The sequence below is a fragment of the Burkholderia sp. AU33545 genome (assembly GCF_020419685.1).
Lineage (GTDB): Bacteria > Pseudomonadota > Gammaproteobacteria > Burkholderiales > Burkholderiaceae > Burkholderia > Burkholderia diffusa.
Genome location: NZ_JAIZRQ010000003.1, coordinates 737,813 through 762,225 on the forward strand (window position 1 = coordinate 737,813; position 24,413 = coordinate 762,225).

19 protein-coding genes are annotated in these 24,413 nt (G+C 68.3%); 9 read left to right on the forward strand and 10 right to left on the reverse strand.

The window, feature by feature from the left end; translation table 11 throughout:
• Nucleotides 1–79: 79 nt before the first annotated feature.
• Nucleotides 80–847: a Crp/Fnr family transcriptional regulator gene (locus LGM71_RS13295; RefSeq protein WP_226115072.1), complete on the reverse strand. Its 768-nt coding sequence runs from the start codon at nt 845–847 to the stop codon at nt 80–82.
• A 168-nt stretch (nt 848–1,015) separates the two neighbouring features.
• Between LGM71_RS13295 and LGM71_RS13300 the strand changes: the two genes are divergently transcribed.
• A complete protein-coding gene (locus LGM71_RS13300; protein ID WP_124623845.1) occupies nt 1,016–2,668 on the forward strand; it encodes an acyl-CoA synthetase in 1,653 nt (550 codons plus the stop codon).
• 39 nt (nt 2,669–2,707) lie between these two features.
• Here the strand turns inward: LGM71_RS13300 and LGM71_RS13305 are convergent, their stop codons facing one another.
• The 4 genes from LGM71_RS13305 to LGM71_RS13320 all read right to left on the reverse strand — a co-directional run bounded on the left by LGM71_RS13305 (nt 2,708) and on the right by LGM71_RS13320 (nt 7,244).
• Nucleotides 2,708–4,690, reverse strand: a complete 1,983-nt coding sequence (locus LGM71_RS13305; protein WP_226115073.1) for a methyl-accepting chemotaxis protein — start codon at nt 4,688–4,690, stop codon at nt 2,708–2,710.
• Between the two features lie 137 nt (nt 4,691–4,827).
• The gene (locus tag LGM71_RS13310) at nt 4,828–5,259 is read right to left on the reverse strand and encodes a YqaA family protein (RefSeq protein ID WP_059599387.1); all 432 of its coding nucleotides are present in this window, start codon (nt 5,257–5,259) and stop codon (nt 4,828–4,830) included.
• A 37-nt stretch (nt 5,260–5,296) separates the two neighbouring features.
• Nucleotides 5,297–6,472, reverse strand: coding sequence for a voltage-gated potassium channel protein (gene kch, locus LGM71_RS13315; RefSeq protein ID WP_226115074.1), 1,176 nt, complete (start codon nt 6,470–6,472; stop codon nt 5,297–5,299).
• Nucleotides 6,473–6,596: 124 nt separating this feature from the next.
• Entirely contained in the window at nt 6,597–7,244 is a 648-nt protein-coding gene (locus LGM71_RS13320) for a LysE family translocator (protein WP_151050187.1), read from the reverse strand.
• 285 nt (nt 7,245–7,529) lie between these two features.
• On the opposite strand from LGM71_RS13320, the gene LGM71_RS13325 reads away from it, so the two are divergent.
• Complete coding sequence (locus LGM71_RS13325; RefSeq protein WP_006755380.1) at nt 7,530–8,012, forward strand: Lrp/AsnC family transcriptional regulator; 483 nt, start codon at nt 7,530–7,532, stop codon at nt 8,010–8,012.
• Nucleotides 8,013–8,673: 661 nt separating this feature from the next.
• Here LGM71_RS13325 and LGM71_RS13330 read toward each other — a convergent pair.
• Entirely contained in the window at nt 8,674–10,326 is a 1,653-nt protein-coding gene (locus LGM71_RS13330; protein WP_226115075.1) for an IclR family transcriptional regulator, read from the reverse strand.
• A gap of 177 nt (nt 10,327–10,503) precedes the next feature.
• On the opposite strand from LGM71_RS13330, the gene LGM71_RS13335 reads away from it, so the two are divergent.
• From LGM71_RS13335 to LGM71_RS13345, 3 genes are all read left to right on the forward strand, one after another.
• Nucleotides 10,504–11,463, forward strand: a complete 960-nt coding sequence (locus LGM71_RS13335) for an MBL fold metallo-hydrolase (protein ID WP_059599391.1) — start codon at nt 10,504–10,506, stop codon at nt 11,461–11,463.
• A 182-nt stretch (nt 11,464–11,645) separates the two neighbouring features.
• Nucleotides 11,646–13,013 (forward strand): MFS transporter, encoded by a 1,368-nt coding sequence (locus tag LGM71_RS13340; protein ID WP_226115076.1) that lies wholly within the window; start codon nt 11,646–11,648, stop codon nt 13,011–13,013.
• An 89-nt stretch (nt 13,014–13,102) separates the two neighbouring features.
• Nucleotides 13,103–14,452, forward strand: coding sequence for an MFS transporter (locus tag LGM71_RS13345; RefSeq protein ID WP_226115077.1), 1,350 nt, complete (start codon nt 13,103–13,105; stop codon nt 14,450–14,452).
• Nucleotides 14,453–14,478: 26 nt separating this feature from the next.
• On the opposite strand, the gene LGM71_RS13350 is transcribed toward LGM71_RS13345, so the two are convergent.
• Entirely contained in the window at nt 14,479–16,257 is a 1,779-nt protein-coding gene (locus LGM71_RS13350; RefSeq protein ID WP_226115078.1) for a sensor domain-containing diguanylate cyclase, read from the reverse strand.
• A 270-nt stretch (nt 16,258–16,527) separates the two neighbouring features.
• The gene (locus LGM71_RS13355; protein ID WP_226115079.1) at nt 16,528–17,328 is read right to left on the reverse strand and encodes an SDR family NAD(P)-dependent oxidoreductase; all 801 of its coding nucleotides are present in this window, start codon (nt 17,326–17,328) and stop codon (nt 16,528–16,530) included.
• 140 nt (nt 17,329–17,468) lie between these two features.
• Here LGM71_RS13355 and LGM71_RS13360 point away from each other — a divergent pair, with 140 nt between their 5' ends.
• Together LGM71_RS13360 and LGM71_RS13365 are read left to right on the forward strand one after the other, a co-directional pair.
• Nucleotides 17,469–18,428, forward strand: a complete 960-nt coding sequence (locus LGM71_RS13360; protein WP_226115080.1) for a GlxA family transcriptional regulator — start codon at nt 17,469–17,471, stop codon at nt 18,426–18,428.
• Between the two features lie 76 nt (nt 18,429–18,504).
• Nucleotides 18,505–19,653: an epoxide hydrolase family protein gene (locus LGM71_RS13365; protein ID WP_226115081.1), complete on the forward strand. Its 1,149-nt coding sequence runs from the start codon at nt 18,505–18,507 to the stop codon at nt 19,651–19,653.
• 106 nt (nt 19,654–19,759) lie between these two features.
• On the opposite strand, the gene LGM71_RS13370 is transcribed toward LGM71_RS13365, so the two are convergent.
• Both LGM71_RS13370 and LGM71_RS13375 read right to left on the reverse strand, forming a co-directional pair.
• Complete coding sequence (locus LGM71_RS13370; protein WP_059599398.1) at nt 19,760–20,251, reverse strand: 2,4'-dihydroxyacetophenone dioxygenase family protein; 492 nt, start codon at nt 20,249–20,251, stop codon at nt 19,760–19,762.
• A 101-nt stretch (nt 20,252–20,352) separates the two neighbouring features.
• Entirely contained in the window at nt 20,353–21,309 is a 957-nt protein-coding gene (locus tag LGM71_RS13375) for a LysR family transcriptional regulator (protein ID WP_059599399.1), read from the reverse strand.
• A gap of 105 nt (nt 21,310–21,414) precedes the next feature.
• Here LGM71_RS13375 and LGM71_RS13380 point away from each other — a divergent pair, with 105 nt between their 5' ends.
• A complete protein-coding gene (locus LGM71_RS13380; protein ID WP_059599400.1) occupies nt 21,415–22,773 on the forward strand; it encodes an aspartate aminotransferase family protein in 1,359 nt (452 codons plus the stop codon).
• A 49-nt stretch (nt 22,774–22,822) separates the two neighbouring features.
• On the forward strand, nt 22,823–24,340 hold the full coding sequence (locus LGM71_RS13385) for a CoA-acylating methylmalonate-semialdehyde dehydrogenase (RefSeq protein WP_059599401.1): 1,518 nt from the start codon (nt 22,823–22,825) through the stop codon (nt 24,338–24,340).
• The last annotated feature ends 73 nt before the right edge of the window (nt 24,341–24,413 follow it).

Sequence of the window (24,413 nt, forward strand, 5' to 3'; positions counted from 1 at the left end):
CGGGCGCAGGCACCCGGAAACCGCCGCCGTGCCGTATGCGGATGCCGCATCGACGACGGTTCCACTCATCCGGCGTCGCTCAGATCTGTTCCATCCCGACCCGCGCCAGCGCGGCCAGATCGACGACCTCGATCTGGTTGTACGCGAGCCGCAGCACCCCGAGTTTCTCGAGCTGCTGCAACGCCTGGTTGATCCGCTGCCGCGACACGCCGACGAGCATCCCCAGTTCCTCCTGCGAGATCGCGAGGGACGGACCGGTGTCCGGGTACAGCGCGGGGTTGAACAACTGCGCGAGCGCCTGCGCGACGCGCGCGTCGACGTCGAGCAGCCGGCTGTTCTGGATCGACGCGATGAACTCGCCCATCCGGTTGTTCAATTGATGGATCACGAAGCGCGTGAACGGCAGGCTGGTGTCGAGCAGCGCATGGAACGTGTCGACCGGGACGAACAGCACGATCGAGCGCTGGACGGCGACGACTTCGTACTTGCGCAGCTCGCGCTTGATCACGCTGCCTTCGCCGAACCAGCCGCCCGACGGCACGCCGGAAAACGTGCAGCCGCGCCCCGACGCGTTGAAGATCGCCAGCTTGAGCAGTCCGCGATGCACGCCGATCCAGTATTCGGACGGCGCGAGCCGCTGCGCGATCACGTCGCCGGCTTCGTGCCGTTCCGCATGGGACTGCGCGAGCACCAGCGCCTGGTGTTCCGGCGCCAGCGCGCGGAACCACGCGCACTGCCCGAACAGCGCGGACAGGGCGGGCAACGGGCCCGGGTCGGCCGGCGGGTTGGCCGGCGAGTGGTCCGACGGAGCGGCCGCGTCGGGCGGCGCAACGGAGTGATCGTGCATGGGTGCGGGTTTGCGAGGATAGGGATAACGCGCAGCGTTCATCGGGCACTCTGTCGTTTCGATGACAGACGGCTCACAATAGCGCCCGTTAGGCTATCGGCAATTGAACCACATCAAAACCGATCGGGGTGCATGCACGCCGGCCGGCAGAAAACGGGAGACAGGATCATGACGCAGATGTTCGAGGCCGGACTCGGCCGCCGCGAGGCCAACTACGTGCCGCTCACGCCGATCGACTTTCTGGTCCGCGCGGCCGAAGTCTACGGCGAGCGCCTCGCGATCGTGCACGGCGACGTGCGGCGCACGTGGGGCGAGACCTACAAGCGCGCGAAGCAGCTCGCGAGCGCGCTCGCGCGGGCCGGCGTCGCGCGCGGCGAGACGGTCGCGGCGCTGCTGCCGAACATCCCGGCGATGGTCGAGGCCCACTTCGGCGTACCGATGGCCGGCGCCGTGCTGAACACGATCAACACGCGGCTCGACATTTCGTCGGTGCTGTTCATGCTGCGTCACGGCGAAGCGAAGGTGCTGATCGTCGACACCGAATACGCGGAGCTCGCGCATCGCGCGGCGCTCGAAGTGCCGGGCCTGAAGATCGTCAGCGTCGCCGACGCGATGCCGGCCGACCCCGCGCGCTTCGCGGGCGCGACCGACTACGAAGCGTTCGTCGCGGGCGGCGACCCGGACTACGCATGGACGCCCCCCGCCGACGAGTGGGAAGCGATCGCGCTGAACTACACGTCCGGCACGACCGGCGACCCGAAGGGCGTCGTCTATCACCATCGCGGCGCGTATCTCGCGGCGATCAGCAACATCCTCGAATGGGACATGCCGAAGCACGCGGTGTATCTCTGGACGCTGCCGATGTTCCATTGCAACGGCTGGTGCTTCCCATGGGCGGTCGCGGCGCGCGCGGGCGTGAACGTCTGCCTGCGCAAGTTCGACGCGAAGACGGTGTTCGACCTGATCCGCCGCGAACGCATCACGCATTACTGCGGCGCGCCGATCGTGCAGAGCGCGATGGCGAATGCACCGGCCGAGTTCCGCGCGGGCATCGATCACACGGTGCACGCGATGGTCGCCGGTGCCGCGCCCGCGCCGGCCGTGATCGCGAAGATGAAGGAGATCGGCTTCGACCTGCTGCACGTGTACGGACTGACCGAGGTCTACGGCCCGGCGACCGTGTGCGCGAAGCAGGCGCACTGGGACGAACTGCCCGACGACGAGCGCGCGCGGCTCAATGCGCGGCAGGGCGTGCGCTATCACCTGGAAGCGGGCGCGACGGTGCTCGACCCGGACACGATGGCGCCGGTGCCGGCCGACGGCGAGACGCTCGGCGAGATCATGTTCCGCGGCAACATCTGCATGAAGGGTTACCTGAAGAACCCGCACGCGACGGACGAGGCATTCCACGGTGGCTGGTTCCATACGGGCGATCTCGGCGTGCTGACGCCGGACGGCTATATCCGCATCAAGGATCGCCGCAAGGACATCATCATTTCCGGCGGCGAGAACATCTCGAGCATCGAGGTCGAGGACGCGCTGTACCGGCATCCGGCCGTCGAGGTCGCGGCGGTGGTCGCGATGCCTGACCCGAAATGGGGCGAGGTGCCGTGCGCGTTCGTCGAGCTGCGCCACGGCATGAGCGCGACCGAGGAGGAAATCGTCGCGCACTGCCGGCAGTTGCTCGCGGGTTTCAAGGTGCCGAAGGTCGTGCGCTTCGGTGAGTTGCCGAAGACGTCGACCGGCAAGATCCAGAAATTCCAGCTGCGTAACGCGGTCGGGTCGGACAAGGCGATCGACCTGGCCGGGGACAAGAAGTAATCGACGCGACCGGGCAGTTGCCCGGCCGTTCGTCGTGCGTCACGCGTCGCGGGCCAGCCGGAACACGCTGACGGCTTCCGCCAGTTGCGCGGCCTGGTCGCGCAATGCGACGGCCGCGCGTTCCGCATCCGAGATCAGCGTCGCGTTCTGCTGCGTCGCCTCGCCGATCTGCGTGATGGCCTGATTCACCTGCTCGATGCCGGTCGATTGCTCGCGCGACGCGGCGCTGATCTCGCCGATCAGCGTGCTGACCTGATCGACGCGCTGGACGATGTCGCGCATCGTGCCGCGCGCGGCGTCCGCGATCCGATAGCCCTGTTCGACGGTCGTCGACGATTCGGCGCTCAGCGCGTCGATTTCCTTGACCGCGGCCGCGCTGCGCTGCGCGAGTGTGCGCACTTCGGCCGCGACCACCGCGAAGCCCTTGCCGTGCTCGCCCGCGCGTGCGGCCTCGACGGCAGCGTTCAGCGCCAGGATATTGGTCTGGAACGCGATGCCTTCGATCGTGCCGGTGATGTCGGCGATCCGGCGCGTCGCACGGCCGATGTCGTCCATCGTCGCGACCACGCGTTGCACGGCCGTGTCGCCGTCGGTCGCGGCGGCCGATGCGTCGGCGACCAGCGCGTTCGCCTGCGCCGCGTGTTCGGCGTTCTGCTGCACGGCGGCCGTGATCTGCTCCATGCTGGCTGCCGTCTGTTCGACGCTGCTCGCCTGCGTCGCGATCCGCGCCGCGATGTCGCCGCTGCCGGCCGCGATGCCGACCGTGCCGCGCGCGATGTCGGACGAGCTGCTGCGCACCTGCGCGACGATCCGCGCGAGGCCGTCGCCGATTCCGTCGACCGCCTGCACGAGCCGGCCGATCTCGTCGTTGCCCGCCGCGCCGCGCGCGGCGGCGCCGTCGCGGATGCGGATGCTGAGGTCGCCGGCCGCGAAGCGTTCCGATGCACGCGCCGCCGCATCGAGCGGTCGGCTCACCACGCGTCGCACGACGACGAGGAACAACGCCGCGAACGCCGCGACGAGCACGGCCGCGATCATCAGGAAACGGTTGCGGATGGTGCGCATGCCCGCCAGCAGTTCGTCGTCGAGCGCGATGCCGCCGACCAGCCACTGCCATTGCGGAATCGTCGTGAACGACACGAATTTGGCGCTGGGCGCGGCGTCGTGCGCGGCCGGATCGGCCGACGTGTAAGCGAGCCGGCCCTGGCCGGCGGCGAGCATCTGCGTGTACGGCGCGCGCGCGTCGTCCGCGCGCTGGCCGGCCGCGTCGGGATGGACGACGAAGGTGCCGCGCGATGTACCCGGCGACGCATCGAGCACGAAGTAATAGCCGTTTTCTCCGATCTTCAACGCCCGGATGCCGTCCTGCACGACTTGCAGCTCGGCACCGACGTCGAGGCCGACGAACAGCGCGCCGATCACGCGACCCGTCGCGTCGGTGACGGGCTTGTACTGCGTGATGTACGGCCGGCCGAACAGTTTCGCGAGGCCCGTATAGCTGCGTCCGGCGACGAGCGGCGCGTAGGCGGGGCCCGCGCGATCGAGGCGCGTGCCGACTGCGCGCGAGCCGTCCTGCTTCTTCAGCGACGTCGTGATGCGGACGAAATCGTCGCCGTCGCGCGCGAAGATCGTCGCGATCGCGCCGCTTTTCTTCAGGAACTGGTCGGGAATCGCGTAATCGAGGTCGAGCGGCTGGCCGCCCGCGGACAGTGTCGGCGCGGCGACGCCGCCGATGTCGACGGTGCGGGCCGGGTCGAGCGCAAAATCGGCCGGCAGGAAACTGGCGAACAGCGCCATCGCGCGGGTGGCTTCGGCGGACAGCGCCTTGTCGAACATTTCGACCATCGCACGGATCGACTGCTCCTTGTCCGCGATGCGCGCATGGGCCTCGTCGGCGAGTTGCTGGCCGGCGAAATGGGCGAGCGCCCATGCGAAGGCGGTAAACAGCAGCGCGACGAGCACGCACGCCAGCGCGGCGAGGCGCGCGCCGACGCTCGCCCGGCCCAATTGGGTCAATCTCATAGGAATCCTGAGTCGAGAGGGAGAGAGGCGGAACGCACGCGCCACCGCATACCGTAAGGAATACGGCAGCTTCGGTGAATTCTTTAGCGGTGCGAAGCCGGAGGGGGGGCAGGCTCGCCCGACGCAGGCGGGCAGCGTCAGTGCATCACGAGCCACGCGACGGCCAGATACCGCCCGACCTTCGCGATCGTGACGATCGCGAGGAAGGTCGGCAGCGGCTCGCGGAGCACGCCGGCGACCATCGTCAGCGGATCGCCGACCACCGGCGCCCAGCTCAGCAGCAGCGACCAGCGGCCGTAGCGCGCATACCAGCGCTCGGCGCGCGCGAGCGCGGCCGGCTTGACCGGGAACCAGCGGCGGTCGCGGAAGTGCTCGATGCCGCGGCCGAGCGCCCAGTTGACCACCGAGCCCGCGACGTTGCCGACGCTCGCGACCAGCAGCAGCGCCCACACGGGCTCGCGTCCGGCGAGCAGCAGGCCGGCGAGCACGGCTTCGGACTGGAGCGGCAGCAGGGTCGCGGCGACCATCGACACGGCGAACAGGCCGCCGTAAGTGAGCAATTCGGACATCGCGCGATTGTACCGGCCGCGCGTCGGCCGGCACCGGTCACGCGGCGGCGTCGGTGCCGAACAGCAGGTGCGAGATCACCGACTTGTCGACCGGTTCGTCGTTGAGCGTGCTGGCGAGCAGTTCGCCCGCGAGCTGCTGCGGCGAGAACACCATATCCGGCTTCAGCAGGCGCAGCCGCTCGAGGTTGCGTTGCTGGTTCACGAGCGCGACGGTACGCACCGTCGACGCGATCTCGCGGATCGCGAGGATGATGAACGCATTCTCGGCATCGTCGGAACGCAGCGCGAGCACCGCGCGGGCCGTTGCCGCGCCGGCGCTTTCCAGCACCGCGTGGTCGGTGGCGTCGCCGACGATCAGGTCGGTCCCGCCCGCATAGTTGTGCTCGACGCCTGCCGGCACGATGACGGTCACGGCGTAGCCGCGCTTGCGCAGCCCCTCGTGCACTGCATGCGCGACGGGCGTCGCGCCGACGATCAGGAAATGATGCTTGCGGATCACGTTCGAAATGCCTCCCTTGACGATCCGTTTCAGGTTGCCGCCGATCACCGGCCCGACGACCGCGCTGATCGACGTCGCGAATACGGTGATGCCGAGCACGATCACCGATGCGGTGAAGAGGCGCGCGGTGGGCGCGTGCGGCACGATGTCGCCGTAGCCGACCGTCGACATCGACACGATCGAGAAGTAGACGGCCGTGGCGAGGTCGTGGACGGGCGGCGTGAATTCGTCGCCGAGATACAGCACGCCGAAGGTCGCGTAGATCAACAGCGACACGATGCTGAGCAGCGCGAACAGGCTGCTCGCGGCGACGCTCGCGCGGTCGAAATGGCGCCAGTAGTAGATCAGCGTGACGGCCAGCACGGCCGTGTACACGAACACCGCGTTGCTGCGGTAGCCGCCGAGGATGCTGATCGCGGCGGCCGCGACCAGCAGCAGGATCGACAGCACCCACGCGACGCGCGCACGCAGCACGATGCCGATGGCCATCGTCGCGAGGCCGGCCGCGACGACGACCTGCGGCAGCACGACGAGGCCGGCGTTATCGACGAGATTCAGCGCATCGGTGAGCCACGCACGATGCACGCCGAGCTTCGCATGGGCGACGACGGGGCGCAGCACCATCAGTGCATCGAGCGCGAGGAGGAGAGCGAGATACCAGTGCAGGCCGATCGGCGCGAACAGCCGCCGCAGGCGGGTAGTGACGTGCTTCATGCAATCACCCGGGCGAGCCGGGCATGTCCAACGAACCAGCCGCTACCCTAAAGCATTCGGCGATCGGCTGCTTTTTCGCGGGGCGCGCGGGTGACCCGGCACCCGCGCGTGCGGCCGCGCGGTCTCAGTTCCAGCCGACCATGATCGCGCCCATGCCGACCAGCAGCCCGCCGGTCACTCGGTTCATCGCGCGCATCCGCGCCGGACGCCGCAGCGCATGGCTCAGCCGGTGCGAGAAGAGCGCCATCGACGCAATGCCGCCGGCGAACAGCAGCGCGAAGGACGTCGCGAGCAGCAGGAACTGCGCGTTCAGGCTCCAGTCTGCGCTCGGTACGATGAACTGCGGAAAGAACGACGGAAAGAACAGCAGCGTCTTCGGATTCAGGCCGGAGGTGGCGAGGCCGCGCCAGAACAGTGCGCGGCCGCTGTCGGTGTCGTCGGGTGCGGCGCTGCCGGGCTGGGTCGACGCGGCGGGCGCGGTGAGCTGCGCGCGGCCTAGCCATTGCTTGCCGCCGAGCCACACGAGGTAGGCGGCGCCGGCCCAGCGCAGCACGTTCAGCGCGTGCTCGTCGAGATGGACCAGCGAATTCAGGCACAGCGCGGTCAGCGCGAGCTGCAGCAGCACGGCGAGCGTGCCGCCCCATACGCACGGCAGCGCGCGGCGCCAGCCGGTGCGCAATGCCTGGTTCATCGTGAGGAGGTTGACGGGCCCGGGGGCGTAGATGAGGACGGCGGACGCAGCGAGGAACGACAGATAGAGCCTGAACGACATGACGGGAGGTGCGGAAAACGAAGGATCAGGCGCCGGCCCGTGCAGCCGGATAGGCGCGCGGGAGGCGGGACATTGCATGCCTGCGTGTCCGGCGCCGCAACTCGTGATTGCGGTCGTGCGTCCCGGTGCGAAGGGGTTGTCGCTGGGAGCGTGCCGGACAACAGGCATGGAGAAAATGTATCAAGCGGGCCGGTTAAAAGGCTTCCTGTTTTCCAGTAAAGCACGCCCGAAACCGGAATCCTGTTCAGATAGAATGCCGATTTCCAGTAGAAAATTCTTTACGTCATGGCTACCCGCGAACGCACGCCGAAAACCCTCGACAACCAGGACCGCAAGATCCTCGGTGCACTGCAAAAGAACGCGCGTCTGTCGAACGCCGAACTGGCCGAACAGATCGGCATGTCGACCACCGCATGCTGGAACCGCACGCGGCAGCTCGAGCTCGACGGTTACATCGACGGCTACGTCGCGCTGGTCAACCAGCGCATGCTCGGCTACGCGGACATCGTGATCCTCGAAGTCACGCTCGATCGCCACGAGGACGACGCGCTCGCGCGTTTCGGCGCCGAACTCGCGGCGCTGCCCGAAGTGCTCGAGGCCTACCTCGTGTCGGGCGAATACGACTACTGGATCAAGGTCGCGGTGGACGGCACGGCCGGCTATGAGCGCTTCCTGCGCGAGAAGCTGTACCGGATTTCGAGCATCCGCCATAGCCGCTCGATGTTCGCGCTGCGGTGCATGAAAGACGTGCCGTCGATTCAGGTGTGACGACAGGGGAGATGGGCCGTGGATCGTCGTGACGACGAGATGCGCGGTTGTGCCGAAGCAGAGCGGTAATCGGGCTGTCGCGTCCAGTGGGCGCGGCGCGGAGCCGGAAACAGGCGGGCAATGCCTGCGGGGCGGTAAGACGGATGAATCTTCCGCGGGCTTTTGCGGCCTTCCTCCGACACGCCGATGCCGGGCGCGGCGGCCTTGCGGTGCGCGTCCCGGCAGGCGGGTCGGACGGATGGCGTGCCGCCGGCCGGCGGCGTGACGCTGCGCTCAGCGCGGCAGGCGTGCGTGCGCTTCAGCGATGACTTCGCAGTTCTCGAGGTGCAGTGCCCATGCTTCTGCAAGCAGCTCGCCAACACGTGCGAGCCAGCCAGAGGATTGGGTGGAACGATCGGAGACATTAGACGTTTGCATGACGAAGCCCCAGGTAGGTGGCGAGTTAGGGATAACCCTAATCATAGAGGAGTGTCGCCGCGTTGTGAAATGCGATTTCGTTATATGAGAATTACTGACAACTTCTGTTGCTGCTGCGCAACATGAATTGCACCTGCTTCTGCGTGGCGGACAGGCGTAACGAGGCCGTGGCGAGCACGGCCGCGCATTGACGGACGGAAAGGGATGTCAGGCGGGGAGAAAGGGGGCGGCAGCAGAGCGGCGCTTACCCGCCGATCCATCCGAAGCGCCACGACAGGCGGCGCGTCGCGGCGAGCAGCGCATGCGCGAGTTCGCTCTCCGGCCCGCGCGGGAAGCCGCGCGACGAACCGATGATCGCGATCACGAGCCGGATGCTGCCGGTGTGATCGAACACGGGCGCGGCGATCGTCCCGATGCCCGGCACCGGCGCATCGAACGCGAAATCGAGCTCGTCCGCGCGGATCGTCGCGAGCCGCGCGCGGAATGCGTCGTCGATCTGCGTCGCGCGGCCGGCGAGACGCACCGGCTCGTCGGTCAGCAGGCCGGCCAGCACGTCGTCGGACATGCCGGCCGCGAAGATCCGCCCTATCGCGGTATTCACGAGCGACATCACCGTGCCGACCTGCAGGCTCACGTGCTGCGGCCGCGCGGATTCCTCCAGGCGGATCACGGTCGGCCCGAGTGGCCCGAGCGTCGCGGCAGCCACGCTCATGTCGGTCGCGGCCGCCAGCGCGACGATCTCGGCTTCCGCATCGCGCGTCGGCGACACGCGCTGCATCGCGATCAGGCCGAGCGCCTGGGCGAGCGGCCCGCCGCCGAAGCAGCCGGCGTCGTCGCGGCTCAGCAGGCCGATCTTCTGCAGGCTCACCAGATGCGGAAATGCCTTCGCGGCCGGCATGCCGGCCGCCGCCGCGAGGTCGCGCAGCGGCAGTGCACGACCCGCCGAGACGAGCGCCAGCAGCAGCTCGCCCGTGCTGTCGAGCGCGTTGATGCCGCGTTGCGCTTTCGTATCGTCGGCGAGCGCGGGCGGCATGCGCTGCGTGGCCGGGAGCATGCCCGGCGCGATCGGCGGTGCATCGCGTCCCGCGCCGAGCGACGCAGTGGCTTGCCGTGCCGCGTCGCGCAGCGCCGTCGCGATCGGGCCGTCCCATCCGACATCGATCGATCCGGTCGAGCCGATCACCGTCAACGCGAGTTGCAGGCGTCCGTCTGCGTCCAGCACCGGCACGCACATCGCGCTGACGCCGGGGCTCGGCCGGTCCACGCCGCGCTCGATCCCGCGCACGCGGATCGCGTCGAGTTCGGCCTGCCACGCGCCGGCGTCGGACGTGGGCTGGACGCCTTCCGCGCCCGCGAGCGTGTCGCCGGCGCCGGCCTGGCTGGCCGCCATCGCGTCGAGCTGCGCGGGGTCGCCGAACGCGCGGAACACTCGGCCGGTCGCCGTCGTGTCAAGCGACATCACCGATCCGACGTGCAGGTTCACGTGCAGCGGATAACCGCCGTGCTCGATGCGCACGATCGTGGGCCCGAGCACGCCCGGCACCGACAGCGCGACGCTCAGGCCGACCGCTTCCGCGAGCCGCGCCGCATGCGGCAGCGCCGCGCGATAGGCCAGCTGGCGCTCGATCGACATCAGCCCGAGCCGCAGCGACAGCGGCCCTGGCTCGTAGTTGCCCGTGAGCGCGTCGCGTTTCACGAGCGCGAGCCGCGTCAGGCTGACGAGATAGGTGTGCGCCTGCGCGGTCGACAGGTCGGCCGCGGCCGCCAGCTCCGACAGCCCGAGCGGCTTGCGCCGGCGCGCGAGCGCGTCGAGCAGCCGGCCGCCGACCTCGACGCTCTGGATCCCGCGCTGCGCCTTGGGCGGCGCGTCGTCCGCGCTGACTTCATGGTTCTGCACGCGATGATTCTTCCGTTGACGAAACCCCGCATGGTATCCGACGCCATTTGACGCGCCAGCCCACAGGTTTACCCGTATTAAACAATAGCAAGCGACTTTGTCATTGACAAATAATCGTCGCGGGCAGATGATCCGATCACTCCCCTCAACACATGGCTCGCAGCCACGGAACGCAACATGGCCAAAGCATTCGCCTCCCAAGCCGATCTGGAAGAGAAGAAAGTCACCTGGACGCAGTTGTCCGAGAACGCGTACGCATATACCGCCGAAGGCGATCCGAACTCGGGCGTGATCATCGGCGACGACAGCGTGCTGATCGTCGATACGACCGCGACGCCGGCGATGGCGCAAGACCTGATCGCGAAGATCCGCAGCGTGACCGACAAGCCGATCAAGCACGTCGTGCTGTCGCATTACCATGCGGTGCGCGTGCTCGGCGCGTCCGCGTATTTCGACGAAGGCGCGCAGCACGTGATCGCGAGCCGCGGCACGTACGAGATGATCGTCGAGCGCGGCGAGGCCGACATGAAGTCGGAGATCGAACGCTTTCCGCGCCTGTTCGCGGGCGTCGAGACGGTGCCGGGCCTGACCTGGCCGACGCTCGTGTTCGAGCGCGAGATCACGCTGTTCCTCGGCAAGCTCGAAGTGAAGATCATGCACGTCGGCTCGGGCCACACGAAGGGCGACACGATCGTCTGGCTGCCGTCGCAGAAGGTGCTGTTCTCCGGCGACCTGGTCGAATACGACGCGGCCTGCTATTGCGGCGACGCGCAGCTCGAACAATGGCCGGCCACGCTCGAGGCGCTGCGCGCGCTCGGCGCGGAAAAGCTCGTGCCCGGCCGCGGCCCCGCGTTGCTGAATCCGGCCGAGGTCGACAAGGGCCTCGACTACACGAAGGACTTCGTGACGACGCTGCTCGCGCAGGGCCGCAAAGCCGTCGAGCGCAAGCTCGACCTGAAGGCGTCGATGGCGCTCACGCGCGAAGCGATGGATCCGAAGTTCGGCCACGTGTTCATCTACGAGCACTGTTTGCCGTTCGACGTGTCGCGCGCGTTCGACGAGGCGAGCGGCATCACGCATCCGCGCATCTGGACCGCGCAGCGCGACAAGGAAATGTGGGACGCGCTGCAGGACTGAGCCGCTCACCGCGGCGCGGTGTCCAGGCGGGCGTCGTGCCGTTTTACTGAAGGCGCCTGAACGACGGCGGCATTGGGCCGCGGTTCACGGCGCCGGCTTCCGGTCTCACAAGAATGCAGGGCGCACGTACGCCCTCGGAGACTGCTGCGCGCTCGAATCGCGCGGCCCGTTTGGAGAGAGACATGCCCCAATCGCTTCCCGCCGAAGCGACGATCGCGCACGCGAGTGTTGCGGCGTCGGCTTCCACATATGAATCCACACCGGCGTCGGACGCCGGCGACGCGCTGCTGTTCCGCAAGATTGCATGGCGGATCGTGCCGTTCCTGTTCCTCTGCTACGTCGTGTCGTTCCTCGACCGTATCAACATCGGCTTCGCGCAGTTGCAGATGAAGCACGACCTCGGCTTCAGCGATGCGATGTACGGCCTCGGCGCCGCGGTGTTCTACGTCGGCTACGTGTTCTGCGAGGTGCCGAGCAACTTGCTGCTCGCGCGCTTCGGCGCGCGCCGCACGTTCACGCGGATCATGCTGCTGTGGGGCATCGCGTCGACCGGGATGATGTTCGTGTCGCAGCCGTCGCATTTCTACGTGCTGCGCTTCCTGCTCGGCGTGTTCGAGGCCGGCTTCTTTCCCGGCATCGTTCTGTACCTGACCTACTGGTTCCCCGCGAACCGTCGCGCGGCGGCGATCTCGGTGTTCTTCGCGGGCGTCGCGGTGGCCGGCGTGCTCGGCGGCCTGATGTCGGGCTGGATCATGCGCGACATGAGCGGCGTGCTCGGGCTGTACGGCTGGCAGTGGATGTTCGCGATCGAAGGGGCGCCGGCGATCGTGCTCGCGTGCTTCGCGTTTACCTATCTCGTCGACCGGCCGCAGGACGCCGCGTGGCTCACGTCCGACGAAAAGGCGCGCGTCGCCGCGCTGTGCGGCGACGGCCGTGCGCACGGCGCGCACGACACACGCAGCCTGATGGCCGCGCTCGCGAACCCGCGCGTCTACCTGTTCGCGTTCGTCTACTTCTCGCTGACCTGTGCGTCGCTGACGCTCAATTTCTGGATGCCGCTGATGATCCGCGACTTCGGCGTGACCGACGTCGTGGCCGTGAGCCTCTACACGGTCGTGCCGAACGCGGTCGGCGCGGTGGGGCTGATCCTCATCGCGCGCCGCTCGGACCGCACCGGCGAGCGCCGCAAGCACTTCGCATGCTGCACGATCGGCGGCGGGCTCGCACTCGCGGCGCTGACGCTGCACCTGCACAGCTTCGCGGCGATGCTTGCGTGCCTGTCGATCGCGGCGACGCTGATCTTCGCCGCGCTGCCGATCTTCTGGGCCGTGCCGACCCGCTATCTGTCGGGAAATGCGGCCGCGGCCGGGATAGCGCTGATCAGCAGCATCGGGATCACGAGCGGCATCGTCAGCCCGTGGGTGATCGGGCTGATCCGCACCCGCACCGGCAGCATGGATCTCGCCGTGTACCTGCTGGCCGCGCTGCTCGCGCTGAGCGGCGCGGCGCTGATGCTCGGCGTGAAGGGCGAACCCGCGCGGCGGGCCTGAACCACGGCCGGGCGCTGCATGCGGGCCGGTGGCGTCCGGCGTTGCGTGTCCTGCAGGCCCCGTATTCGCATCCATCGAGGAGACGATCGATGTCAGCCCATCTTCAAGCGGACGCCGCGCATCCCGTCGCATCCGCGTCGCGCCCGTCGGACAACGACGCGCTGTACCGCCGCATCGGCGTGCGGATCGTGCCGTTCCTGTTCATCTGCTACATCGTGTCGATCCTCGACCGCAGCAACATCGGCTTCGCGCAGTTGCAGATGCGGCAGGATCTCGGCCTGACCGACGCGATGTACAGCCTCGGCGCGGTGCTGTTCTTCGTCGGCTACGTGCTGTTCGAGGTGCCGAGCAACGCGCTGCTGCGCCGCTTCGGCGCGCGCCGCACGTTCGCGCGGATCATGTTCCTGTGGGGCGCGGTGTCGGTCGCGATGATCACCGTCGACAGCGCGAAGCACTTCTACGTGCTGCGCTTCCTGCTCGGGCTTTTCGAGGCCGGCTTCTTCCCCGGTGTCGTGTTCTACCTGACGTACTGGTATCCCGCGCGCCGGCGCGCGTCGGTGCTGTCGATCTTCTATGCGGGCGTCGCGGTGGCCGGGATGGTCGGCGGGCTGCTGTCGGGCTGGCTGATGCGCGGGATGTCCGGCGTGCTCGGGCTGCACGGCTGGCAGTGGATGTTCGCGATCGAGGGCGCGCCCGCGATCCTGCTCGGCGTGATCGCGTGGTTCTGGCTGTGCGACCGCCCCGAACAGGCGCGCTGGCTGTCCGACGACGACCGGCAACGGCTCGAGGCCGACCTGGCCGCCGATCGCGCGGCCGCACCCGCGCACGCGGCCGCATCGCTGCGGCAAGTGCTGGCCGAGCCGCGCACCTACCTGTTCGCGTTCATCTATTTTTCGCTGACGACCGCGCTGCTGATGCTGCTGTTCTGGATGCCGCTGATGATTCGCGAATTCGGCATTCACGACGTCGTGCAGATCAGCCTGCTGTCGATCGTGCCGAACGCGATCGGCGCGGCCGGCCTGCTCGCGATCGCGCGGCGCTCGGACCGCAGGCGCGAGCGTCGTTGGCACTTCGCCGCGTGCGCATTCGGCGGCGCGCTGACGCTCGCGTTGCTGACGCTGCACCTGCCGAGCATCGTCGCGATGATGGCGCTGCTGTCGATCGCGGCGATGCTGATCTTCGCCGCGCATCCGGTGTTCTGGGCCGTGCCGTCCGCGTATTTCTCCGGCGCCGGCGCGGCGGGCGGGATCGCGCTGATCAGCAGCATCGGCGTATCGAGCGGGATGATCACGCCGTGGATCGTCGGGGTGATTCGCACCCGCACCGGCAGCATGGACTCGGCGATGCTGATGATCGCGGCGTTGCTGGCCGCATGTGCGGTCGCGATGCTGCTGGGCGTGCGCGCGACCCCGCGTGACGCGGCGCTCGCGCCGCGTTGACGGGTGTGCACCGGCGCGGTGCGCGGCTAGGGGCGATACACCTCGATCCGGTTGCGGCCGCGTTCCTTCGCGACATACAGCGCCTTGTCCGCGCGCGATAGCGCCTGGTACGCGCCCAAGTCGGACGTCCGCATCGCGTCGATGCCGATGCTGACGGTCAGCGCAAGCACCTGGTCCTCGTGCACGAGTCGGGAATCGGCCGCGCGCTGCTGCACGCGCCGCGCGAGCGCGCACGCCGCATCGATTCCGGCGTGCGGCAGCACGATCGCGAATTCTTCGCCGCCGATGCGTCCGACGATGCCGTCCGGCCCGATTTCCGTGAGCAGCAGCCGCGCGAAATGCCGGAGCGCGCGATCGCCGAACGGATGTCCCCAGCGGTCGTTCAGCGCCTTGAAGTGATCGAGGTCGAGCATCAGCACCGCGGCGTCCTGGCCGGTCGCGCGCACGCGGCGCAACGCGGCTTCGCCTAGCCGCATGAACGCGTGGCGGTTCGACAGTTCGGTCAGGTGATCGGTCGTCGCCATCCGGTGCAGCTCGGTCTCGATGTGCTTGCGCTCGGTCGCATCCGTGATGAAGCCGTGCCAGACCGTGCCGCCGTCCGGCATGCGTTGCGGCCGTGCGTCGCCTTCGCGCCAGCGCATCCCCTGGTCCGGCAGCAGCACGCGGTATTCGAGCCGCCACGGTGCCAGTCGCTCGGCCGACGTCAGCAGCGACTGGCGGTAGGCAACCAGATCGGCCGGATGAATCCGGGTCTCGACCGCATCCGCGTCGTGGGCGATCTGCTCGGGCGTCAGTTCGTAGATGTCGCGCACACCCGCGCTCGCGTACGAAAAGAACCGGCGACCGTCGGCGGTCTGCCGCAGCTGGAACACGAGACCGGGAACCTGATCGGTCAGGTTCGTCACGAGCGTGACGGAGTCGCTCAGCCGGCCGGCGAGTTCGCGCAGCGCGGTGATGTCCGTGGTCGTGCCGACCATGCGCAACGCCCGCCCGTTGCCGTCGCGGGAGATGACCTTGCCGCGGCTGCAGATCCATTTGTACGTGCCGTTCTTGCAGCGAATGCGGTGCTCGACCGCATAGCTGTCGGTGCGGTTTTCGAAATGCGCGATCATCGCGGCCTTCACGTCGGCGACATCGTCCGGGTGCAGCCGTTCGTACGCATCCTCGATCCGGCTCGTCAGTTCGTGGGGCGCGTAGCCGAGCAGCGCCTTCCAGGCCATCGAATAATGGATCTCGCCGGTTTCCACGTTGCGATCCCACACGCCGGTGCCGCTTTCGGTCAGTGCGAGCGTGGTCAGCGCGCTGCGTTCCTCGACGATGCCGAGCCGTTCGTGCAGCGCGGCCTGCGCGTTCGCGCGGGCGATCGCGCGTTCCGCGAGCGTGGCGAGGTCATGCAGGAAAGCGCGTTGCGCGGCGTCGAGCATCAGGCCCGCGTCGCCGACGATACACAGTGCGCCACGCGTGGTGCCGTCGGCCGCAATCAGTTCGCAGGCCGCGACGACATGCGGAGCGTCGAGCGGCAGGCCACCCGCATCGGGCGTGATGAATCGCCGGTCGGGCGCCGAGGTGCGCTCGACACGCGGCGAGAAGTGCACGGAAGAAAGCGTGGCGGGCAGCGTCCCGTCGGACGCGACCACATGCTGTGTGCCGGCTTCGGCGCAAGTGACGAACGCGCCGGCCGTGCCGACGTGCGCGCGGGCGAGACGGCACACGGTCTCGAGTTCGGGCAACGGCGCGAGCGCCGGGCGATCGTCGGCGGGAACGCGAGAGGAGGCGGGTGTGTCGCCGGCCCCGGAGGTGAACATTCGGAACCGCATGGTTGAATTCCGCGACGGTCGATTGCGCCGATGATCGGACGAATGCCGCGTGGCGCTGCTTCAGGAGTTGCAATCGCGAAGCTTATCGTCGCGGGAAATGCGTGGCAAGCGGGGCGCAACCGGCTTTGGCGGGAACGCAACGCAGGGTCCGGAATGCGTCGCGGCGTCGACGGCTGCGGTGGCGCAAGCGCCGTCGACGCGCGTCGATTCGGGAGCGTCGCGCCCGGACAGCACGGGCGCGACGCGGGCACTGCCCGACTAGCGCGCAACCGCGTAGCGCGGCGCCGGCGAATCCGTCGACAGGTGCGGCGCCATCGTGCGGCGCGCGGCCTCGTACGCATCCCATTCGTCGGCCGCGTGCAGCGACGGAATCGTCACGAGTTCGCCGCGATCGAAGCCGACCAGCGCTGCGTCGACCAGATCGGAGGCCGACATCACGATCTCCTTCGGCAGGTGTTCGAGCGGCAGGCCGCCGGTCTGCCAGAAGTCGGTGGCCGTCGCGCCGGGCAGCACGGCCTGCACCTGCACGCCGTGGTCCGCGAGCTCGTGGTGCAGCGACTGGCTGAACGCGAGCACGAATGCCTTGCTGCCGCCGTAGACGCCGTTGAGCGTTTCCGGTGACAGCGCGACGATCGACGAGATGTTGATCATGGCGCCGCGCCCGCGCGCCACGAAGCCGGGTACGGCGGCATAGGTCAGGCGCGTGAGCGCGGTCACGTTCAGGTCGATCATCCGCGTCATCGCGTCGACGTCGCTGTCGAGCAGCGACGTGTGCGTGCCGACGCCCGCGTTGTTGACGAGCAGCGTGATGCTCGCGTCCTGCTTCAGCTTCGCCTCGACGGTGGCGAGCGCCGCGCGGTCGTCGAGGTTCGCGCCGACGATCTCGACGCTGCGCTGCGTGTCGTTCGTGATGCGCTCGGCAAGCGTGGCCAGGCGGTCGCGGTTGCGCGCGACCAGGATCAGGTCGTAGCCGCGGCGCGCGAGGCGGTCCGCATAGATCGCGCCGATGCCGGACGATGCGCCGGTAATGACGGCGGTACCGCGATGTGCTTCAGTCATGATGTCGCTCCATGTCGAGGAAAGGGTGAGTGCGTGAACGCATTCTGGCCTCGAATCGCGGCGACACAAATGACGTAGATGGGTATGATTTAGGACATCGGGTTGGTCGTGAGGATCATGTCCCGGCACTGGAGATACGCATGCACCGCATCGGCTTTCTGATCAGCGACGGCTTCCAGATCATGGCGCTCGCCGCGCAGTCGGTGTTCGAGTACGCGAACATGGGCGTGGGCGAGCCTTTCTACGTGATGGACAACTATTCCGTCGACGGCGGCGACGTGCGTTCATCGCTCGGATTGCCGGTCGCGACGCGCGCGCTGCGCGGGCGGATCGACGTCGATACGTGGATCGTCGCGGGTGTCAACGATCCGCTCGCGTCGCCGGCGCCGGCCGGCGTCGTCGCGTTCCTGCGGCGCGCGAACGCGCGCGCGCGGCGGATCGCCGGCATTTGCACGGGCGCGTTCGTGCTCGCCGAGGCCGGGCTGCTCGCGCAGCGCCGCGCGACGACGCATTGGGCGTACGGACGCGACATGCAGAAGCAGTTTCCGGACATTCGTGTCGAGGAGGACCGGATCTACATCGTCGACGGCCCGATCTGGACGTCCGCCGGGATGACGGCCGGCCTCGACCTGGCGCTCGCGATGGTGGAGAAGGATCTCGGCCCGGACGTCGCGCGCTCGGTCGCGCGCAAGCTCGTGATGCACCAGCGTCGCGCGGGCGGGCAGTCGCAGCATTCGGAAATGCTGGAGCTCGCGCCGAAATCGGACCGGATCCAGAATGCGCTGAACTATGCGCGGCAGAACCTCGGCCGCGCGCTGACCGTCGAGGAACTGGCCGACGCCGTCCACCTGAGTCCGCGCCAGTTCAGCCGGGTGTTCACGCTCGAAACCGGGCAGTCGCCGGCGAAGGGGATCGAGCGGCTGCGGCTCGAGGCCGCGCGGCTGATGATCGAGCAGAGCCGGCATTCGCTCGATGTGATCGCGAAGGAGAACGGTTTCCGCGACCGGCGCCACCTGCGCGATGCGTTCGTGCGCGGCTTCGGCGTGCCGCCCCAGGCCGTGCGGCGCGACGCGCGGGCGGACGCGCGCGAAACGGGCTGACGCTCGCGGGCGGGCGCCGCCAGCGCGGGTCTGAAAAATCGCGCAGAATCTCCGGCATTCCTCGCCAGGAGACACCATGCACGCCGCCCCGTTCAACGTTGCGATTCCCGATCACGCGCTTGATGACCTGCGTCGGCGCCTGCGCGACATGCGCGCGCCGGTGCTGACACCCGCCGCGCCGTGGCAGCAGGGTGTGGATGGCGCGTGGCTGCGCGAACTGGTTGCGTACTGGGGCGAGCGCTTCGACTGGCGTGCGGCGGAGCGGGCGCTGAACCGGCAGCCGCAGTTCGTCGCGGACGCAGGCGGGCAACGCGTGCATTTCATCCATCGGCGTGGGGCGGGGCCGAAGCCGTATCCGCTCGTCATCACGCACGGCTGGCCGGGCTCCGTATTCGAATTCGACGCGCTGATCGATCGCCTGTGCGATCCGGCCGCTTTCGGCGGCGATCCGCACGACGCGTTCGACGTTGTCGCGCCGTCGCTTCCCGGCTTCGCGTTCTCACCGGCGCCCGCGGCACCCGGCATGTCGGCATTTCAGGTCGCCGACTGCTGGGCGACGTTGATGTCCGGGCTCGGATATCGCCGCTTCGGCACGCAAGGCGGCGATCTGGGCGCAGGCGTGTCGATTGCGCTCGGCGCGCGGCATCCCGATGCGGTGGACGGTATCCATCTGAACTACCTGCCCGGCAGCTACGAGCCTCCGGTCGACGCGGCTTCGCCGCTGACCGAGGACGAACGGGCCTTTGTGACGCAGCGTGGAGAGTGGGGTGCGCTGGAGGGCGGATACGCGCATGTGCACATGACGAAGCCGCAGACGCTGGCCGTCGCGCTCAACGATTCGCCGGCCGGGCTGGCCGCGTGGATCGCCGAGAAATTCCGCACGTGGAGCGATTGCGATGGCGACGTCGCCAAGCGGTTTTCGCACGACACGCTGCTGACCGGAATCTCGCTCTACTGGTTTGCCGGTTGCATCGGCTCGTCAATGCAGATGTATTGGGAAAACCGGCTGCAGCCGATGCGCTTCGCGGCCGGGCAACGTGTGGCGGCGCCCGTCGCGTTTGCACGCTTTCCGAAGGAAATCAGTCGTCCGCCGCGCAGCTGGCTCGAACGGGTGTTCGACGTCGTGCAGTGGACCGACATGCCGAGCGGCGGCCATTTTGCCGCGATGGAAGAGCCGGAACTGCTGGCCGACGATATTCGGCGATTCTTCCGGCGTTTCCGGTAACGCCGCCCGGGGGCGGCCTGGCTGGCTGGCGCAGTGCGCCGGCGGCGATGCGCGCGTTGGCGAGTGCCGGCACCGTGCGGATCCTGACGCGACGATGTCGCCGGTCTTACCGCGTGACGAACGGCGCCGCATCGTGCGGCGCGGTGCGCGCATGCTTGCGCTGGCGCAGCAGCGCGACGCGGCAATTCTCGCGCGCGGTCTCGCGGCCGTCGTCGTCGAGCAGAACCAGATCGCCGCGCATCACGTTGAGCGTGATCACGTCGTCGCCGGGCGCGCCGAGCGTTTCCGGCGTATGCACCGACCCGGCCGGTTCGAGCACCGTCGAGCCGGCCTGCGCGATCCATTCGTACTCGCGGTAGCGCCACGCACCCTGCAGCGTATGGACGAAGACCTCGCCGTCGTGGCGATGGCGCGGCAGCGTGCCGCCGGCCGGCATTTTCAGCAGCGCGGTCAGCGTGTCTTCCGCCGCATTGATATGCAAATACTTGATCGCGAGCCCCGGCAGGTCGGCGCTCATCGGCAGCCACGGCAGCGCATCGCCGGGCAGGCACGAAATCGGCGGCAGGTCGTTGGGGAGCGGGGCGGACGGCTGCGTCATGGCGGGAGGCGGAGCGGAAACGGGAAGTGCGCATTATCGCAGAGCCGGATCGGGCCGCAGCCCCTCGTCGGACGGCGGCGCCAGCGAAGCCTAGACCCCGGCTACACGTCGGCGCCCGGCCGCGCCGCCGCATGCGCGGCTTCGAGGCACGACTGGAACAGCAGCGCGGCCCGCGACGGCCGCGGCGAGCGGCGCAGCAGGCTCACGAACCGGCACCGGTAGTTGAAGCGGTGCGGCGCGATCGGCTGCATCAGCCCCTTGTTTTCGAAGCTCTCCGCGTAATGGTCGGGCAGGAAGCCGAGATAGCGGCCGGACAGGATCAGCGTCGCGATCGATTCCTGGTCCGATGCCGTCGCGCTGCGCGTGAGCTTCGCGCGATGGCTCAGCTCCATGTTCGGCGAATGGAAGCCGAGCCCGGCGAACGCGTGGTTACGGATCGTCGTCCACGTGAGCTTGCCGTGCGGTGCGTCAAAGAGCGGGTGCTGGCGGCCGCAGTACAGCAGCATCCGCTCGTCGAACAGTTCCGAATACACGAGGCTGCCCGAGCTGCGGTGCGCGGGGATGATCCCGACCTGATAGCTGCCGTCGATGATCCCGCGCTCGACCTCGTTGATCGACGCGACATGCAGGTTCAGCGCGACGTCGGGCGCTTCGTCCGTGAACTGGCGGATCGCGTCGCCGAGCCGCGCGTTCGGATTGGTGGCCGTCTTGTCGAATACGGCGACGTGCAATTCTCCGCCCATCTTGTCGTGAATGCCGTCTATTCTGCTTCTAAATGCTTCCATCGACGCGAGCAGTCGCAGCGTTTCCTCGTAGACGGTCTGCCCCTCGGCGGTCAGCGTGAAGCCCGCGCGGCCGCGCCGGCACAGCACGAGGCCGAGGCGCGTTTCCAGGTCCTTCACGTGCCGGCTGATCGTCGAGATGCCGATATTCAGCTCGAGTTCGGCCGCCGCCATCCCGCCGCACTGCACGACGCCCTTGAAGACCCGCAGCAGCCGCAGATCCATGTCGCTGAGTTGCCCGAGCAGCGCGCGGCTCTTCGGTTTCTTTGCTTGCATAGTTGCGCAAGTGAACATTGATATTGCGATATTGAAGAGACTAATTGGCCTCCCGACAATGCGCAACATCATCACAAGAAGGAGGGGCGCGCCGCGCCGACCGACATGACCGATACGATCACCGCCAGCCAGCAGGACGAGACGAACATCCGCACCGACGCCGCCTGGCTCGACGCCCACTGGATGCCGTTCACGGCGAACCGCCAGTTCAAGTCCGACCCGCGCATGATCGTGTCGGCCAAGGGCGCGTATTTCACGGATGGCGAAGGCCGCAAGATCTTCGACGGCCTGTCGGGCCTGTGGTGCACGGGCCTCGGTCACGGCCGCACGGAAATCACGGAAGCCGTGAGCCGCCAGGTCGCGCAGCTCGACTACGCGCCGGCGTTCCAGTTCGGCCATCCGAAGTCGTTCGAGCTCGCGAACAAGATCAAGGACCTGACGCCGGCCGGCCTCGACTACGTATTCTTCACGGGCTCGGGCTCGGAAGCGGCCGACACGTCGCTGAAGATGGCCCGCGCGTACTGGCGCGCCAAGGGCAAGGGCACGAAGACGCGCCTGATCGGCCGCGAGAAGGGCTATCACGGCGTGAACTTCGGCGGCATTTCGGTCGGCGGGATCGGGCCGAACCGAAAGCTGTTCGGCCAGGGGATCGACGCCGACTTCCTGCCGCACACGCAGCTCGCCGAAAACAAATTCTCGCGCGGGATGCCCGAGCATGGCGCGGAGCTGGCCGACCGCCTGCTCGACCTGATCGCGCTGCACGACGCATCGAACATCGCGGCCGTGATCGTCGAGCCGTTCTCGGGTTCGGCGGGCGTGGTCGTGCCGCCGAAGGGCTATCTGAAGCGCCTGCGCGATATCTGCACCGCGCACGACATCCTGCTGATCTTCGACGAAGTCATCACGGGCTTCGGCCGGGCCGGCGCGATGACGGGCGCCGACGCGTTCGGCGTGGTGCCGGACATCATGAACTTCGCGAAACAGGTGACCAACGGCGTGCAGCCGCTCGGCGGCGTGATCGCGACGAAGGAAATCTACGACACATTCATGGCCGCGGGCGGCCCCGAGTACATGCTCGAGTTCCCGCACGGCTACACGTACTCGGCGCATCCGGTCGCGTGCGCGGCCGGCGTCGCGGCGCTCGACCTGCTCGTGAAGGAAGACGCGGTGGCCCGCGTGCGCGATCTCGCGCCGCATTTCGAGGCGGCCGTGCACGGGCTGAAGGGCCAGCGCCACATCACGGACATCCGCAACTACGGCCTCGCGGCCGGCCTGACGATCGCGGCACTGCCGGGCGAGCCGGCACGGCGCCCGTACGAGATCGCGATGCGCTGCTGGGCGAAGGGCTTCTATGTGCGCTACGGCGGCGACACGATTCAGCTCGCGCCGCCGTTCATCTCGGAGAAGCGCGAGATCGACAACCTGGTCAACGCGCTGTCCGACGCGCTGAACGAAGTGGACTGAGCCGCGGCCCGTTCCCTGCGACAACCGAATTCACGACAGAGCCAGAAACATGAAACACGACAGCAATGTGACCTCCACCGTCGGCCACCTGATCGACGGCAAGCGCGTCGACGGCGGCAGCCGCGTCCAGCCGGTGTTCGACCCGGCCACCGGCGAATCGCACAAGAGCGTCGCGCTTGCCGACAAGCTGACCGTCGAAGCCGCGATCGCGTCCGCGCAGGCCGCGTTCCCGGCGTGGCGCAACACGCCGCCGCTGAAGCGCGCGCGCGTGATGAGCCGCTTCAAGACGCTGCTCGAGGAACACGCGGACGAGCTGTGCGCGCTGATCACCGCCGAGCACGGCAAGGTGCTCGCCGACGCGATGGGCGAACTGCAGCGCGGGATCGAGAACGTCGAATACGCGACCTACGTGCCCGAGCTGCTGAAGGGCGAGCACAGCAAGAACGTCGGCCCCGCGATCGATTCGTGGAGCGAGTTCCAGGCGCTCGGCGTCGCGGCCGGCATTACGCCGTTCAACTTCCCGGTGATGGTGCCGCTGTGGATGTGGCCGATGGCCGTCGCGTGCGGCAACACGTTCGTGCTGAAGCCGTCGGAGCGCACGCCGTCGTCGACGCTGCGCATGGCCGAGCTCGCGCTCGAGGCTGGCCTGCCGCCGGGCGTGCTGAACGTCGTGAACGGCGACAAGGAAGCGGTCGACACGATCCTGACCGACCCGCGCGTGAAGGCCGTGAGCTTCGTCGGCTCGACGCCGATCGCCGAATACATCTACTCGACCGGCTGCGCGCACGGCAAGCGCGTGCAGGCGCTCGGCGGCGCGAAGAATTTCGCGGTCGTGATGCCCGACGCCGACATCGGCAACGCGGTGAATGCGCTGATGGGCGCCGCGTACGGCTCGTGCGGCGAGCGCTGCATGGCGATCCCGTTGGTCGTCGCGATCGGCGATGAAACGGGCGACAAGGTCGTCGCGGGCCTGAAGGCCGAGATCGAGAAGATGAAGGTCGGCCCGGGCAACGGCGCGGGCGTCGACATGGGCCCGCTCGTCACGCAGCAGCATTTCGAGAAGGTGACGGGGTTCGTCGACGCGGGCGTGGAAGCGGGCGCGACGCTCGTCGTCGACGGCCGCGGCGTGAAGGTCGACGGCCACGACGGCGGCTACTACCTCGGCCCGTGCCTGTTCGACAACGTGAAGCCCGGCATGCCGATCTACCAGCACGAGATCTTCGGGCCGGTGCTCGGCGTGATCCGCCTGAAGTCGCTCGACGAAGCGATGGCGCTGATCGACGCGCACGAATACGGCAACGGCACGTGCCTGTTCACGCGCGACGGCGAAGCGGCGCGCTACTTCAGCGACAACATCCAGATCGGCATGGTCGGCATCAACGTGCCGCTGCCGGTGCCCGTCGCGTACCACTCGTTCGGCGGCTGGAAGCGCTCGCTGTTCGGCGACCTGCACGCGTACGGCCCGGATGCGGTGCGGTTCTACACAAAACGCAAGACGATCACGCAGCGCTGGCCCTCGGCCGGCGTACGCGAAGGGACGGTGTTCAGCTTTCCGTCGAACCGCTGACGCGCGATCCGGCCGCGACGCGACACGCGCCGGCCGGCGGCGTGATGCCACGCGGCCGGCGTCAAGACGCACA